Source organism: Amycolatopsis sp. GA6-003 (genome assembly GCF_046267895.1).
Lineage (GTDB): Bacteria > Actinomycetota > Actinomycetes > Mycobacteriales > Pseudonocardiaceae > Amycolatopsis.
Genome location: NZ_CP176499.1, coordinates 4,915,471 through 4,930,631, shown reverse-complemented (window position 1 = coordinate 4,930,631; position 15,161 = coordinate 4,915,471). Strand labels below are relative to the sequence as shown.

Genomic DNA, 15,161 nt, shown 5'->3' with positions numbered 1-15,161 from the left:
GTTCGGGGAGGAACTCTCTCCGGCGGGGCCCGAAAGGGGAGCGGGCTCCCCTGGGGGCGGGGAGCACCGGTCGGCGAGGCTGAACAGCTCACGCCGACCGGTGCGCACCCGCACGAACGCACCGCGCCGACGCCCTGCTCGGCACAAGGGGGCGAGCAGGCCGCCGGCTGGTGCGAAGCGAGAGACGAAGGTGCCGACAGGACTGGCCATCCCGCCATCCCCGCCGGCCCGCCTCCGCTCGGCCCGGGTCTGGGGGACCTGGTCCCGGCCGGACGGGTTCGGAGGGGACCCGCCCGGCCGCCGAGCGGCTGGACGGCGGGAACGGCCAGACCTCGCGGGTCAGCTCGCGGGCTGGCGCGGCTGGACAGGTTCGGGGAGGGCCTGTTCGGTTGGCGGGTTTCGCGGGCCGGTTCGGCGGGACTGGCGGGCTGGCGTGGTTGGACAGGTTCGGGGAGGGACTTGTTCGGCTGCCGGGTTCGCGAGCTGGTCGGCACGCGGGTCCGCTTGCGGACCGGTGCGGCTGAGCGGATCTCGGGGAGGGATTCGCGGAGCCGTGGGTTGCGCGGGCTGGTCCCGCGGGACTGGCGGGTCGGCTTCGGAGCTGGCGCGGTTGGACCGATCCGGGGGGATCTGTCCGGCTGGCTGGCTTCGCGGGCCGGTTCGGCGGGACTGGCGGGCTGGCGCGGTTGGACAGGGTTCGGGGAGGGGCCTGTTCGGCTGGCGGGTTCGCAAGCTGGTCCGGCACGCGGGTCCGCTTGCGGACCGGTGCGGCTGAGCGGATCTCGGGGAGGGATTCGCGGAGCCGTGGGTTGCGCGGGCTGGTCCCGTGGGACTGGCGGGTCGGCTTCGGAGCTGGCGCGGTTGGACCGATCCGGGGGAGGGATCGGTCCGGCTGGCGGGCTTCGCGAGCCAGACCGGCGGGACTGTCGGGTCAGCTGGCCAGCCGACCCGGCTGAGTGGACTTCGGGGAGGAGTCCGCGAAGTCGGCAGGTGCGCGCTAGCCGGGCTGAAAGGGTCGGCTTCCGGTCCGGTTCGGCGAGGCGGGTTCGGGGAGGAATCCGCCTGGCCAGACCGGGCCGGTGAGCTGCCCTGACGTGGTCGGCCGGGTGGTGCGCAAAGGCAGGCGAAGCCGGTCAGCCGGGAAGGGGCGGTGAACCCGGCTCGCAGCTTCCGGCCAGGCAAGGGCGGGGCGGATTCGGGGGAGGGATCCGTCCGGCCGAGCCGGGTCGGCGGGGTGCGATGGGTCGTTGGGGGACTCATCGCGTCCGACGGAGCTGCCGGGACACGGCCGTGCTGGAGGGGGAGCCCAGCCGGTCGTGTCCCGGCAACCCCACCCGAAAGGGGCACGAACTGCCCAAACACCGGAAAACCACCGCAGCCAAGCCGCCCAACCGGCTCCCAGGAAAAAACTCACCCGAAAAAAGTCAGAGATTGATGTATCCCAGAGCCAGTTGTTCGCTCCTCAACCAAGAGCCCACCCACCGGGCACACACCGTGCCCCTGGACACCATCCGCATCACCGGCACCACTGAAAGAGCGCGCACAATTCACGATCGATCCGTTACCCGACCGGAGAGGCGACCCGCGACGGGCCCGGCCGTGCCGACACGACCGGAGGCTTGCTCGCCCAGGGCGGCCCACCTCCGGAGTGAGGCAGCTACGGTGACCGACGTGCACACCACCGAGGTAGACCCGCCCTGGGAAGGCCTGACCGGCGCCGACTTGCACGCTGCTTGCATGGAAGCGGCGCGGGGCGGGGACCGGCGCGCCATGGCGAAACTCGTCGACGAGCTGACGCCGCTCGTGTGGCACGTCGCGCGCGCCAACGGGCTCGACCGGCAAGTGGCCGAGGACGTGGTGCAGACCGTGTGGCTCGCTCTGTTCAGCCAGCTGGAGAAGCTGCGCGACCCCCGCGCGCTCGCCGCCTGGCTGATCACCACGACTCGCCGGGAGGCGACCCGGCCCTACGGCAGGCGGGCACAGCCCGTGCCGCTGTCGGACGAGGTCGCCGCGACGCTCGAAAGCGATCATCCCGCGCCTGAGGAGGAAGCCGTCCGCGCCGACCGGGACCGCCGGGTCTGGCGCGCCTTCCTCCGGCTGCCCGCACGCTGCCAGGAGCTGCTGCGGCTGACCGTTCTCGCCGGCCGCGCCGAGTACCGGGCGGTGGCCGAGGCTATGCAGATGCCGCGCGGCAGCGTCGGGCCCACCAGGGGCCGCTGCCTCGACTCGATGCGCGATCTGCTCGCAGGAGAAGGGGGTGCCCGGTGAGCGACAACATCGGCAGGCCGGGACACGGCCACGCGGTTCCGGACGACGAGGCCATCCTGGCCGACATCGGCCGGTTTCTCGACGAGATAGACCCGCCGCCGGACGATCTGGTGCAGCGGGTCCAGTTCGCGCTCGAACTCGAGAACCTCGACGTCGAGGTCGCGCGCTGGGAACGGCTCGACGAACTGGCCGGCGTGCGCAGCACGGCGACCGGCACCATCACGTTCACCGTCAGCGACCTCACCGTGATGATCAACCTGACCAAAATCGGGAAGGTGCACCGGATCGACGGCTGGCTCGCGCCTGCGGGCGAGTACGACGTGGAGGTCCGGGTCGCCGATCACGGCACGTTCGCGACGGCGACCGACGAGGGCGGCCGGTTCGTGCTCGAAGGCGTCCCCTGCGGAACCACGCAGATCCTCGTGCACCTCGGCGCCGGCCCGCACCGCCGCACCGTCGTCACGCCGACCGTCGTGCTCTGAGAAACCCGGACGGGCGTTATGGAGAGTGGCGGAGGTGTGCTCCCATAGAGTCCGTGTCCGCGCCCGTCCATGATCGAACGATCGCGGCGGCGTCCGATCTGTACGCGCGCGGCCGGGCCGCCGCGTCCGACCAGCGGCCCGGCGTCGCGGTGCGGTTGTTCCGCAGCGCGCTCACGCGGCTGGCGCGCGTTGCCGAACCGCTGCCCGAGCACCGGGAACTGCAGGTCCGCGTCCTGGTGAGCCTCGGCGCGGCCGAGGCCGAGGTCTCCTCCACCGACGCCGGTCTCGTGCACCTGGAGACCGCGCGGCAGCTGCGCGACCAGCTCCCGGAGAGCAAGGTCGCGCGCGAACTGGGGTTGCTGGTCACCGGCCAACGAGCGGTGGTGCTGATGCGCGGCGGCCGGTTCAGCGAATCGCTCGCGGTCTACGACGCCGTCCTGCCCGGGATCGAGGCCGAATTCGACGACGGCCGCCGCACCCTGGTGATCATGCTGATGAACCGCGCCCTCGTGCAGATGGCGCTGAACCAGCCGAACGCCGCGCAAGCCGACCTGCAGCGCGCGCTCGAGTTCGCCCGCGAAAACGGGCACACCCGGCTCGAGGGCAAAATCCGGCAAAACCTCGGCGACCACGCGCAGCTCGTCGGCGACGTCCCGCAGGCGCTGTCCAGTTACGAACAGGCCGCGCGGATCCTGGTCACCGAATCGCCCGGTTCGATCCCGCTGATCCGGCTCGACCAGGCCCGCGCGCTGCTCACCGCGGGCCTCGCCGACGAGGCGGCCAGGCATCTCGACGAAGCGCTGCCGGAGTTGCGCGCCAACGGATCCGGCCAGCACATCGCCGAAGCCGAGGTCGCGCGGGCCGCGGCCGCGTTGCTGGAGGGCGATTTCGCGTTGGCGCGAAAGTCCGCCTCGGACGCACGCCGCCGGTTTCTTCGCCGGGGCAACCGGACGTGGGCCGAGATCGCCGGTCTGGCGCGGTATCGGGCGGAAGCGCAGCAGGTGCTGTCGGACCGGGAGGCACGCTCGACCTCGCGATTGCCCGCCGAACTCGTCTCGATCGCCGAACGGCTGGCCGCGCTCGGACTGCGCGACGAGGCGGCGGTCGCGCGGCTCTTCGCGGTGCGCTTGCTGATCCGCCGCAGGGAAATCGCCGAAGCGTCGCTCGTGCTGAAACACGTGCCCGCCCCGCGCGCGACGTCGCCGGTCGACCACCGGATGCTGTTCCGGTTGTGCCGCGCGGAGCTGGCCGTCGCGGAGAACCGGCCGCGCGCGGCGCTCGCGCAGGCCCGCGCCGGACTGCGCGAACTCGGCACGATCCGCGACCGGATGGGCGGGCTCGATCTGCTGTGCGGCACGGCCGTGCACGGCGAGGAACTGGGCAGGCTGGCGATGCGGCTCGTGCTGCGGCGCGCCCGGCGGAACGCGGCGGGCGCCCGGCGGATGTTCGCCTGGCTCGAACGCACCCGGGCGCAGGTGTACCGGTACGAACCGCTGCCGGTGATCGAGGATCCGGTGCTGGCCAAGCACATCAACGAAATGCGGCACGTCCAGCGCACCATCCAGCGCGCCCGGCTGGCGGGCGAGCCGGTGAAGGCGCTGGAGCAGCGGTACGCCGAACTGCAGCGCGAGGCGAGCAGGCTCGGCTGGTACACGAGCCAGTGGGGCCGGCCGCGGCCGGTCGCGACGCCGGACGAGGTCGTCGCCGCGCTCGGCGACCGGGTGCTGGTGAGTTTGGTGCCCTACAACAACCAGCTGTACTCGGTGGTCGTCGACCGCGGGACGTTCCGGCTGCTCAAACTGGGTCCGCTGGACGACATCGTGGAGACCGCGACCCAGCTGCACGCCGACCTCGACGCGCTCGCGCCGGACCACCTGTCGCCGCTGATGGCCGAGACGGTGTCCGCGTCCGCGCGCCGCCGGGCGGAGAAGCTCGACGCGCTGATTTCCGCGTCGCTGGTCAAAACTCTCGACGATCGCGAGCTGGTGATCGTCCCGATCGGACAGCTGTACGCGATGCCGTGGGGCGCGTTGCCGTCGCTGCGCGGGCATCCGGTGTCGATCGCGCCGTCGGCGACCGCGTGGATCACCGCGAAACGCCCGGCCGAGGACGGTCCAGTGCTGCTGGCGGGCGGTCCCGGCGTGCCGGGCGCGGTCGGCGAGGTGAGCAAACTGCGCTCGGTGTACCCGGACGCGCACCTGGTCGAGGGCGACGACGCGACGAGTTCCACGGTGCTGACCGCCTTGGACGGAACCCGCTTGGCGCACCTGGTCGCCCACGGCGCGCACGAGCCGGCGAACGCGCTGTTCTCCCGCGTCGAACTCGTCGACGGCCCGCTGTTCGCCCACGAGACGACCCGGCTCGCCAACCCGCCGGAACGGGTGGTGCTGGCCGCGTGCGAGCTGGCGATGAGCCACATCCGGCCGGGCGAGGAAGCGCTGGGCTTCGCCGGAACCCTGCTGGCGAGCGGTTCGCGAACGGTCATCGGCGCGGTAGCCCGCGTCGGCGACCGAGCGGCGGCGGACACGATGGCCGACCTGCACCGGCGGCTCGCGGAGGGGACTTCCCCCGCGCTCGCCCTGGCCGAGGCTGTGGCGGTGGACCCGATGCGGCGGCCGTTCGTGTGTCTTGGGGCTGGCTGAGCACATCCGGCGGCTGCAGTCGGGCTTGTGCGCACGCACGGCGGATGGCGAAGCAGTTGCGGCGGCCGTTCGTGTGCCTTGGGGGCTGGCTGAGCGCACCGGCGGCTGCAGTCGGGCTTGTGCGCGCATCCAAGGCGGATGGCGGATGGCGAAGCAGCAAGTTCGCGGTGCGCGGCGATGTCGGGGAGCGGCTGGCCTGGCCTCGCCGATCGCGCGAGGGGAGGTGCGGTGGGGCTCGTGAGTGTTGGTGTCGATGAGAACTGGGTTTGCCGCGCACGAATGGGGCGGGCTTCGTGGGTGATTGGGCTCGGCCTCGCCGTTCGCGCGGGGTGGTTGTGCGGTGAGGCTCGTGAGCGGTCCCGCCGCTGAGAACCGGCACAGCCGCGCACGAGGATCGCCGCGGAGGTCAGCCCAGGAAGTCGGCCAGCGGGACCGGCGTCAAGCCGTCCTTTTTGGCCTGTGCCAGGAAGGCTTCGTAGTCTTCCTTGAAGGTCTTGCGGAAGTGCATCAGCACGATGTCGCCCGGCCGGAGTTTGTCGCCGGACTGGAACTGGACGACTCCGTCGTTGACCGAGGCGGTCCACAGGACCGTCGCGCGCATGCCGCACATCGCGGCGGCCTTCAGGGTGTTCTGGTCGTAGATGCCGAACGGCGGGCGGAACAGCGTCGGGCGCACGCCGAGGGACTTCTGGAAGTCGTCGGCGTCGTCGCAGATTTCCTTTTTCTGGAAGTCCAGCGGTTTGCCCTTGAGGTTCGGGTGGTTGACCGTGTGGTCGCCGAGCACCGCGCCGGTCGAGTCCAAAATGGCCTTGAAGTACGCCTCGTGGCCCTTCACGTACCGGTTGTTCAGGAACAGCACCGGATGCCCGCCGGACTGCTGGATCAGGCTTTGCGCCGCCGGGTCTTTCACCGCGCCGTCGTCCATGGTGATGAAGACGTACGGTTTGTCCGTCTGAATGCGGCGGACCACGGCGGCCTTGCCGTCCTGGATGGCCGGTGCCTTCTGCTGCACGGTGCCGAACGGGTACGGACCGGGCGGCGGGCCCGGGGTCTGGGCGCCCGGCGCGGGGTTCGCCTGTTCCGGGGATTGCCCCGAGTCCGGGCTCGAGCATGCCGAAAGGATCAGCACACCGGCCAATGCCGCTGCCAGCCACCGCTTCGCCATGCCGCTTCCTTTCCCTCGGGGTCACCCGAGGGGATGACGTCTGTGCTCCAGCGTTCGTTGATCGTTGTGGTGCAACGCACCCCGGTCAGGCAGCACGATCGCCCGCTTTCGCCAGTTGGGTGGCCAGAAATACGATCACGCCGCGCAACGCTGCCCGGGCTGCCGGCCCCGTTCCGGGGATGCGTTCGGTAAACGACCCCGACCACCTGAGATCCGTGCCGCCGCTGGCGTTGGGAGTGAAGGCCACTTCCGCACGATAGTCGCGGACCGGGCTGAAACCGTCGAACGTGTAGACGTGCCGCCGATCCGGTACGTATTCGAGAGTCCGTTCGCGGGCCAGAACCGGCCACAAGCCGACTTCCCGGACAGCGCCGACCCGGCCGTCGTCGCCGAGCGCCGCCCAGCGGGATTGCCACACGAGCGGGCGCGCCCAGGTCGACCACAGCGTCCCGTCGCTTTCCAGCCGGAACAGCACGGACGGCGGCGCGGCGCTCACCCGGTTCACCTCGTACGAGTACCTGCGACCCGGCATGGAAGCTCCCTGAACACGTTGTTGACCGAGCGACAAATCAATCCCGGACGGCCCCGGTAGGTCAAGATGGACCGGTGAGCCGCCCCGACTTCGCCGCGCCGCACTGGCTGACGCAGCTTTTGCGTTCCAAACCGGTTCCCATTCCGTGGAACATGGTCGCTCGCGCGGTGGTCGCGCTGGCGACTCCGCTGGCGGTCGCGTACGCGGCGGGCGACATCGCGGTGGGCGCGCTGATCTCCACCGGCGCGCTGCCGACCGTGCTGTCCGAGGCGGCCGGGGCCTACCGCTACCGCGCCCGGCGGCTGGGCGGGGCGACGTTCGCGGCCGGGATGGGGTACCTCGTCGGGCTGCTGACCGGCGGCATGCCCGCCTGGTCGATTCCGGCGATCGTGGTCGTCGCGGCGATTTCCGCGCTCATCAGCGCAGCGGGCAGCAACGCTTCGGTGGCCGGGCTGCAGATGTTCGTCTTCTGCGTGCTCGGCACTGCGCAGCACGCGACCGGCGTACGCACCGAAGTGCTCTTCGGTTACTTCTGCGCGGGCGCTGGCTGGGGACTGCTGGTGGCGCTCGGCACCTGGACGCTCCGCGCGACGAGCCCGGAACGCACCGCCGTCGCGCAGGTCTACATCGAACTCGCGGCGATGCTCTCCGCTGAGGACGAACCGACGTCGCGGGTCGCGCGCCATCAGCTGACCACCGCGATGAGCACCGCGTACGACCGATTGCTGGTCGCGCGCTCGTGGCTGTCCGGCCGGGACGCGGCGTATCGCCGACTGCTGAACCGGCTGTCCGCGACGACGCCCGCGGTCGAGGCGTCAGTGGCGATGGTCAACGCCGGACAGCGTGCGCCGGACGAGGTCATCGACTACCTGACCCGCGTCGCTGCCTCAGTGCTGGCGAACCAGCCGCTGCCGCCCGCGCCCGAACTGCGGGACGAGAATGCCGACGCACTGGTCAGCGCGCTTTACGCCGGGCTGGCGCGAATCGGGAAGCTCGACGACCGCAAGCGCCGCAAGAAGGTCTCGCTGCTGCGTCGCTTGCGGCAGTGGGCGAGCGGCCTCTCCGGACCGCTGACCTGGCTGGCGACGCTGCGGCTCACGGTGTGTGTCGCGGTGGCCGAAGTGGTGGCGCTGCTGGTGCCGTTCGAGCGGTCGTACTGGATCACGCTCACCGTCGGTGTGGTGCTGAAACCGGACTTCGGCTCGGTCTTCGGCCGCGCGGTGCTGCGCGGGATGGGCACTGTCGCGGGCGTCGGGATCGGTGCGGTGGTGCTCGCGTTCGGCGCGCGCGGCTGGGTGCTCGTGGCGCTGATCGCGGTGTTCGCCGGCGGGGCCGCGGTGGGGAAGGTGCGCAACTACGGGATGCTCGGCACGTTCGTGACGCCGCTGATCATCCTGCAAATGGACCTCGCCAATACCGGCAGCTGGACCGTGGTGTTGGCGCGGCTGGTCGACACCGTGATCGGCTGCGTGATCGTGCTCGTCTTCGGCTATCTGCTGTGGCCGGGTTCGCGGCGGCCGACCGTCGGCGGACGGCTGGCGGACAGCTTCGACACGGTCGCCGAGTACGTCCGCGCCGCGATGGTGCTGAACTCGACCGCCGAATCGCGGCTCGCCCGGTCGCGGGCCCGGCGCGCGGCGTACCGCGCGCTCGCGGACCTGCGGACGGCGTTTCAGCAGGTGATCGTGGAGCCGTCGCCAGCGGGACGGCAGGCGGTGGCGTGGTGGCCGGTGATCGCGGGGCTGGAGCGGGTGACCGACGCGGTGACCGAGGTCGGCGTGACCATCGGCGAGGGCGCGCCTGCTCCGTCGCCCGCGGACATCGAGCTGCTCACGGACGCGCTGGCGGAGCTGGCTTCCGCGGTCCGCGAGCAGCGGGACCCGGATTCGGTGCCGATGCCGGACAACCCGCGCCTCGCCGGGGTGGTGGACCAGCTCGGCTCGACGTTCGACGCGGTGCGCGGCCCGGACCTGGTGGAACGGTCGCCGCTGCGGCTGGTGCGCCGGTTCCTGCCGTACCACCGGCGCACCTGAGCCGCGCCCCGCGCCGAGAGCGGCGGTGCGCGGCGGATTCGCTGGAGCGGAAGTCCGTGAGGGGAACCCCGAGGGAATCAGATTCGCTCAGGGCGGCCCTCACGGACCTCGGCGGGTGCGGATGCGACCCGGGCCCAACCTGGAGGCGGAGGGTTACTGCTGTCCGCCGGACTGGCCGCCCTCGGGCTTCTCGCCGCCTTCATCGCGGTTGCCGGTGACCTTGCCGAGCAGGTCCTTTGCCTTGTCGACGCCGCCGTCGATCTGCGAATCGTGGCCGCTGACCTTGGACTTCGCGAATTCGGCCGCCTTCTCGAGACCCTGCTCGAGCTTGCCGCTGTTCTCGCGCAGCGCCTCGGCCGCCTTGTTCTTGAGCTCGTCGAAGTTGATGCCCATCGAATGCCTCCCCGGGGTTGGGATTGAGAGGCTTCAATCGTCACACACCAGGCGTTCCAGGCAAGTCAAGACACTTCACCGAGCGCGACGGAACCGTCCAGTCCGGTGATCCGGCCGCCGCGTTCGCCGAGTGCGACGAGCCCTTCGCGGGCGTCGGGGGCGGTGAGGTCGATGCGGACGCCGGACAGCGCCGCGTCGCGGGCCGCTTCCAGGGCGAGTGCACCTTCGTGACCTGCGTTGATGGTCGCGGCGAGGCCGCCGGTGGACGCGAGCGAACCGCGGGCCGCGCCGAGCCGGCCGAGTGCGTCGTCGACGATCGGGAGCAGGGCGTCGCGGTTGCCTTCGGTCATCGCGCGCACCAGGTCCGGCGACGAGCCGGCGACGCGGGTGCCGTCGCGGAACGACCCGGCGGCCAGCGACATCGCGAGCGGGCCGCCCTGTGCGCCGACCGAGGCGAGGATCGCGGCGAACAGATGCGGCAGGTGCGAGATCCGGGCGACCGTCTCGTCGTGCGAATCGGCGGGCAGCGGCACGGCGTGCGCGCCGACGTCCAGGACGAGCCGGGTGACCTCGGCCCACGCCGTGAGGTCGGTTTCCTCCTCGACGCCGACGACCCAGGCCGCGTCGCGGAAGAGCATGGTGTCGCCGGCGAGCCAGCCCGAGCGCGACGTGCCCGCCATTGGGTGGCCGCCGACGTAGCGTGTGTACGGCGTGCGGCGGCGGACTGCGTCGAGCATCGGGCCCTTCACGCTGACCACGTCGGTGAGGATGCAGTGCGACGCGTGTTGCGCGACTTGGCGCAGCAGGTTCTCGATCGCGGGCAGCGGCACCGCGAGAACCACGATCGCGTCCGCGGCCGCGGCTCGCTGCAGTGCGGCTTCGGCGTCGGTGGTGACGTCGTAGCCGCCGCGGCTCGCCGCGTCAGCGTCCACTTCGGACACTGTGGTTCCCCAGACCGTCCTGCCGCTCGCCGCGGCCGCTCGCAGCAGGGAACCGCCGATGAGCCCGAGCCCGATTACGCATACGTCTCGCACGGGGCCATCCTGCCAGTGCGCGCAAGCGGCTACAGGACGGCGGCCAGCCGGGTGCCCTGGTCGATCGCCCGTTTGGCGTCCAGTTCCCGTGCTTCGTCCGCCCCGCCGACGAGATGCACCGGCACGTCGCCGAGCGCGCCGGCGAGTTCCCGGACGGATTCCTGGCCAGCGCAGACCACCACGGTGTCGACCTCCAGCAGCCGCGGTTTCCCGTCGATCGTGAGGTGCAGACCGGCGTCGTCGATCCGTTCGTAGGAGACGCTGCTGATCTTTTCCACGCCCTTCGCGCGCAGGGCCGCGCGGTGCACCCAGCCGGACGTCTTGCCGAGCCCGGCCCCGATCGGCGACTTCTTGCGCTGCAGCAGGTAGACCTGCCGCGGCGACGGTTCCGGCTTCGGCTTCGTCAGTCCGCCGGGCGCGAGCGCGGGGTCGGTGACGCCCCATTCGACCATCCAGGCGGCGCGATCCAACGCGGGCGACGAGCTGTGCGTGAGGAATTCGCTGACGTCCACGCCGATCCCGCCAGCGCCGATCACCGCCACGCGCTCGCCGACCGGTTTGCCGTGCCGTACGACGTCGACGTACGAGAGCACCTTCGGATGGTCGATCCCGGGCAGCGCCGGGACCCGCGGCGTGACGCCGGTGGCCAGCACGACCTCGTCGAAACCGGTCAGGTCCGCGGCGGTCGCCCGGGTGCCGAGGTGCACCTTCACGCCGGTGACCTCCAGCCGGCGGGTGTAGTACCGGATGGTCTCGGCGAATTCCTCCTTGCCCGGAATCCGCCGCGCGATCCCGAACTGGCCGCCGATTTCGTCGTCGGCCTCGAACAGTTCGACGTCGTGGCCGCGTTCGCCGAGGGCGGTCGCGGTGGCGAGCCCGGCCGGTCCGGCCCCGACGACGGCGATCCGCTTGGCCCGCCGGGCGGGCAGCAGGTTCAGCGTCGTTTCGTGCCCGGCCCGCGGATTCACCAGGCAGGACACCGGTTTCCGGCTGAACGCGTGGTCGAGGCAGGCCTGGTTGCACGCGATGCAGGTGTTGATCTCGTCCGTGCGGCCGGTTTCGGCCTTGCGGATCCAGTCCGGGTCGGCGAGCAGCGGCCGCGCCATCGAGACCAGGTCCGCGTCGCCGTCGGCGAGGGCTTGTTCCGCGACGTGCGGCAGGTTGATCCGGTTGGAGGTCACCACCGGCACCGAAACGTGCGGCTTCAGCTTGCCGGTGACCCAGGTGAACGCGCCGCGCGGCACCGACGTGACGATCGTCGGCACCCGGGCCTCGTGCCAGCCGATGCCGGTGTTGATGATCGTCGCCCCGGCGGCTTCGACTTCGCGGGCCAACGCGACGACGTCGTCCCAGCTCTGTCCGCCTTCGACGAGGTCGAGCATGGACAGCCGGTAGATGATGATGAAGTCCGGCCCGACTTTTTCCCTGGTGCGCCGGACGATCTCGACGGCGAACCGGCGGCGCTTCTCCGCGGTGCCGCCCCACGCGTCGGTGCGCCGGTTGGTGCGCTCGGCGAGGAACTGGTTGATCAGGTAGCCCTCGGAACCCATGATCTCGACGCCGTCGTACCCGGCGTCGCGGGCCAGCGCGGCGCAATCGGCGAACGCGCGAATGGTGCGGTGCACGCCGTACGCGGTGAGCGCGCGCGGGCGGAACGGGTTGATCGGCGCTTTGCGGCTCGACGCGGAAACGCTCAGCGGGTGGTAGGCGTAGCGGCCGGCGTGCAGGATCTGCAGCGCGATCTTGCCGCCCTCGGCGTGCACCGCTCCGGTGAGCAACTGGTGCTGCTTCGCCTCGGCGGGCGTCGACAGCTTCGAGGCCAACGGCAACAGCCAGCCGGTGCGGTTCGGCGCGAACCCGCCGGTGACGATCAGGCCGACGCCGCCGCGTGCGCGTTCGGCGTAGTACTCGGCCAGCCGCGGGAAACGGGACGCGCGGTCCTCCAGGCCGGTGTGCATCGAGCCCATCAGGACGCGGTTGCGCAGCGTCGTGAAGCCGAGGTCGAGCGGGGACAGCAGGTTCGGGTACTCGGTCATGTCAGTCCTTCTCGTCGGCCTCGTCGGCCCGCAATGCGGTCAGGATTTCTTCCAGCCACTCGACCTGGCCCTCTTCGACCCGGATTCCGCCGCGCAGCACGAGGTACTGGTGCAGCGGACGGCCGCGGAGCCGGTCCGGGGCGGGGAAGTCGCGCTTCTCGATCTGCCGGTAAAGGTCGAGCCGTTCGGCGTGCGCGTCGCGGTGCCGGGCGATCTCGGCCGCGACCGCTTCCGGGTCGCCGAACGACGCCCCGCGCACCTTCACCGCCAGCTCCTGCGGCCCGGCCTGCGGCGCCGGTTCGGCGAGCCAGCGGCGCAGCTCGGCCCGGCCCGGTTCGGCGACGGTGTAGACCTTCTTGTCCGGCCGCCCGTCCTGGGCCACCACGTCGACGGCGACCTGGCCGGCCTCCTCCATCCGCTTCAGCACGCGGTAAATCTGCTGGTGAGAGGCGCTCCAGAACAGCCCGATGGACTTCTCGAACCGGCGTGCCAGCTCGTAGCCCGAGCCGGAGCGTTCCGAGAGCGAGACGAGGATCGCGTGCTCCAGTGCCATGCCGGACAGTGTCATATGCAACTAGGTGCAGTGCAACTGGGTGCAACCCACGTCACCCGCGGAGGGGGCAAAACGGGTCGATCGGCGCGCCGGAAAGGATCAAGATGGAGAGGTGCACCCGGTTCTGGAACTGCTCGCCGCGCGGATCGCCGAAGAAAGCGTGCCGGGGCGGCGGACGGACGGGCGCCGGCTCGCGCTCGCGGTCGAGGGCGGCAGCAGCCGCGGCACGTATTCGAGCGGGATGGTGCTCGCGCTCGACGAACTCAGGGCCACGCAGGCGTTCGACGACGTCTACGGCGCCTCCGCCGGCGCGCTCAACGCGGCGTGGCTGTTGTGCGGGCGCTCGCGCACCGGCGTGCGGACCTGGTGGAATCCGGCGGTCATGCGGCGGATCATCAACCCGCTGCACACCCTGCGCGGCCGGGCGGTGATCGATCTCGAGTACCTCGTGCACCAGGTCTACTCGGTGCTCGAACCGATGGATTTCCCGGCCATCCTGGCGAATCCGGTCGGCTTCCACCCGCTCGCCACCGACGCCGACACCGGCGAGTCGACCGATCTGCGCCCGTTCATCGAGGACGTCGACGGGATCAAAACGGCGCTCGCCGCGTCGTCGTGCATGCCGGTGCTGGCCGGGCCGCCGATCGCGATGGGCGGGCGGAGGTTCGTGGACGCGGGGATCGCGGAGCCGTTGCCGTTCCGTACCGCGCTCAGCCAGGGCGCGACGGACGTGCTCGTGCTGCGGACCCGGCGCGAGGACGAACCTCCGGTGCCGCCGCCGCGCGTGCAGGACGTGGTCGTGCCGCGGTTTCTCCGCCGCCACGCGCCGGGCACCATCGACGCCTGGCGGACGCAGTACCGCCGGGATCTGGAGGACGAACGCCAATTGCGGGAAGATCCGCGGCTGGCGAGCGTTCGGCCGCCAGCCGGTGCTCCGGATGTCGTGGTGCTGGAACGGGATCCGGCCGTGCTGCGGCGTGCGGTGGAGCTGGGCCGGGAGGCGGTTTACGCGGCGTTGGACGGGCTGCGTAGGGCGTCGTGAGCGCGGCCTCGCACCGTGAGCCGTTGGGCGGCAAGGGAAATCGCGAGATACGGCAGGATTGCCGCACCGCCGAGGCTGCGCACCGGGGTGGGAAAAGCCGCCTCAGGCCTCGGGTTTGCGGGCGACGCCGCCGATCACGCGCGACTCCGAGGGCACCTTCGCGAACACCGTGTCGGCGTCCGGATGCCACGCCGGCGCGTACACCAGGCCCGGTTCGAGCAGTGGCCAGCCGCCGAAGAAGCGCTCGAACTCCGCCTTCGTGCGCAGGATGCCCGGGTTGGTGGTGGACTCGTAGTACTTGATGATGTCGACCAGCGCCTGGCGTTCGTTCTCGTCGACCGGGTTTTCGTTGGTCATCTGGGAAAGGATGAGCAGCGAGCCCGGTGCGAGCTGCTTGCGGTAGAACTCGAGGATGCCGTCCGGGTCCTGTTCGTCCTTGATGAAGTGCAGCACCGCGTTGACGATCAGCGCCACCGGCTTCCGGACGTCGATCACGTCCGAATCGGCGACCCGGTCCCACAATTCGGCGGGCTGCAGGAGGTCGGCGGCCATCGCCTGGTGCCGCTCCTCGTCCGCGGTGTCGGCGAGCAGCACCTGCGAATGCGCGAGCGCCACCGGCTCGTTGTCCAGGTACAGCACGGAAGTGTCGTGCTCCGGGCGTTCGTCGTCGGCCACCTCGTGCACGTTGCCCGCGGTGGGAAGGCCGGAGCCGATGTCGACGAACTGCCGGATGCCCTCGCGCACGCTCTGGCGCACCGCGCGGCCGAGGAACTGCCTGCTGGTGCGGCAGTACTCGCCCATCAGCGGCAGCCGTTCGCGCACCTTCTCGGCGAAAACGCGGTCGATCGCGTAGTTGGTGGTGCCGCCGATGAAGTAGTCGTAGACACGGGCCGCCGACGGCCGGTCCAGGCTGGCTTCCACCGCGCGCAGTGCTTCGTCCTGTGTGCTCATCGCCGTCCTCCCGCTCGCCCTGGCGCTCAT

General features: G+C 71.2%; 12 protein-coding genes. 5 read left to right on the top strand and 7 right to left on the bottom strand.

The window, feature by feature from the left end:
• Positions 1 to 1,662: 1,662 nt before the first annotated feature.
• The 3 genes from F9C12_RS22040 to F9C12_RS22030 are packed head-to-tail and all read left to right on the top strand — an operon-like array spanning position 1,663 to position 5,392.
• Positions 1,663 to 2,268: an RNA polymerase sigma factor gene (locus F9C12_RS22040; protein WP_409183778.1), complete on the top strand. Its 606-nt coding sequence runs from the start codon at positions 1,663 to 1,665 to the stop codon at positions 2,266 to 2,268.
• Positions 2,265 to 2,750: a carboxypeptidase regulatory-like domain-containing protein gene (locus tag F9C12_RS22035; RefSeq protein ID WP_409183777.1), complete on the top strand. Its 486-nt coding sequence runs from the start codon at positions 2,265 to 2,267 to the stop codon at positions 2,748 to 2,750. Before F9C12_RS22040 ends, F9C12_RS22035 begins: the two co-directional genes overlap by 4 nt.
• 53 nt (positions 2,751 to 2,803) lie before the next feature.
• On the top strand, positions 2,804 to 5,392 hold the full coding sequence (locus F9C12_RS22030; RefSeq protein WP_409183776.1) for a CHAT domain-containing protein: 2,589 nt from the start codon (positions 2,804 to 2,806) through the stop codon (positions 5,390 to 5,392).
• 406 nt (positions 5,393 to 5,798) lie between these two features.
• Here the strand turns inward: F9C12_RS22030 and F9C12_RS22025 are convergent, their stop codons facing one another.
• Together F9C12_RS22025 and F9C12_RS22020 are read right to left on the bottom strand one after the other, a co-directional pair.
• Positions 5,799 to 6,557, bottom strand: coding sequence for a polysaccharide deacetylase family protein (locus F9C12_RS22025; RefSeq protein WP_409461696.1), 759 nt, complete (start codon positions 6,555 to 6,557; stop codon positions 5,799 to 5,801).
• Positions 6,558 to 6,642: 85 nt separating this feature from the next.
• On the bottom strand, positions 6,643 to 7,089 hold the full coding sequence (locus tag F9C12_RS22020; RefSeq protein ID WP_409461695.1) for an SRPBCC family protein: 447 nt from the start codon (positions 7,087 to 7,089) through the stop codon (positions 6,643 to 6,645).
• Between the two features lie 74 nt (positions 7,090 to 7,163).
• Between F9C12_RS22020 and F9C12_RS22015 the strand changes: the two genes are divergently transcribed.
• Positions 7,164 to 9,122, top strand: a complete 1,959-nt coding sequence (locus F9C12_RS22015; RefSeq protein ID WP_409183773.1) for an FUSC family protein — start codon at positions 7,164 to 7,166, stop codon at positions 9,120 to 9,122.
• 153 nt (positions 9,123 to 9,275) lie between these two features.
• On the opposite strand, the gene F9C12_RS22010 is transcribed toward F9C12_RS22015, so the two are convergent.
• From F9C12_RS22010 to F9C12_RS21995, 4 genes are all read right to left on the bottom strand, one after another.
• Positions 9,276 to 9,515, bottom strand: a complete 240-nt coding sequence (locus F9C12_RS22010; RefSeq protein ID WP_409461694.1) for an antitoxin — start codon at positions 9,513 to 9,515, stop codon at positions 9,276 to 9,278.
• A gap of 65 nt (positions 9,516 to 9,580) precedes the next feature.
• Entirely contained in the window at positions 9,581 to 10,549 is a 969-nt protein-coding gene (locus F9C12_RS22005; protein ID WP_409183771.1) for a prephenate dehydrogenase, read from the bottom strand.
• Positions 10,550 to 10,578: 29 nt separating this feature from the next.
• Positions 10,579 to 12,585 carry an FAD-dependent oxidoreductase gene (locus F9C12_RS22000; RefSeq protein WP_409461693.1) on the bottom strand — a complete coding sequence of 669 codons (2,007 nt, stop codon included), beginning with the start codon at positions 12,583 to 12,585 and terminating at the stop codon, positions 10,579 to 10,581.
• Between the two features lies 1 nt (position 12,586).
• Entirely contained in the window at positions 12,587 to 13,138 is a 552-nt protein-coding gene (locus tag F9C12_RS21995; RefSeq protein ID WP_409461692.1) for a PadR family transcriptional regulator, read from the bottom strand.
• A 112-nt stretch (positions 13,139 to 13,250) separates the two neighbouring features.
• On the opposite strand from F9C12_RS21995, the gene F9C12_RS21990 reads away from it, so the two are divergent.
• The gene (locus F9C12_RS21990) at positions 13,251 to 14,180 is read left to right on the top strand and encodes a patatin family protein (RefSeq protein WP_409461691.1); all 930 of its coding nucleotides are present in this window, start codon (positions 13,251 to 13,253) and stop codon (positions 14,178 to 14,180) included.
• Between the two features lie 102 nt (positions 14,181 to 14,282).
• Here F9C12_RS21990 and F9C12_RS21985 read toward each other — a convergent pair whose 3' ends face one another.
• Positions 14,283 to 15,131, bottom strand: coding sequence for an SAM-dependent methyltransferase (locus tag F9C12_RS21985; protein WP_409461690.1), 849 nt, complete (start codon positions 15,129 to 15,131; stop codon positions 14,283 to 14,285).
• Positions 15,132 to 15,161: the final 30 nt, after the last annotated feature.

Coding starts and splice junctions, on each gene's coding strand:
- F9C12_RS22000 (WP_409461693.1), bottom strand. CDS start 12,585: ATGACCGAGTACCCGAACCTGCTGTCCCCGCTCGACCTCGGCTTCACG.
- F9C12_RS21985 (WP_409461690.1), bottom strand. CDS start 15,131: ATGAGCACACAGGACGAAGCACTGCGCGCGGTGGAAGCCAGCCTGGAC.
- F9C12_RS22025 (WP_409461696.1), bottom strand. CDS start 6,557: ATGGCGAAGCGGTGGCTGGCAGCGGCATTGGCCGGTGTGCTGATCCTT.
- F9C12_RS22020 (WP_409461695.1), bottom strand. CDS start 7,089: ATGCCGGGTCGCAGGTACTCGTACGAGGTGAACCGGGTGAGCGCCGCG.
- F9C12_RS22010 (WP_409461694.1), bottom strand. CDS start 9,515: ATGGGCATCAACTTCGACGAGCTCAAGAACAAGGCGGCCGAGGCGCTG.
- F9C12_RS21995 (WP_409461692.1), bottom strand. CDS start 13,138: ATGGCACTGGAGCACGCGATCCTCGTCTCGCTCTCGGAACGCTCCGGC.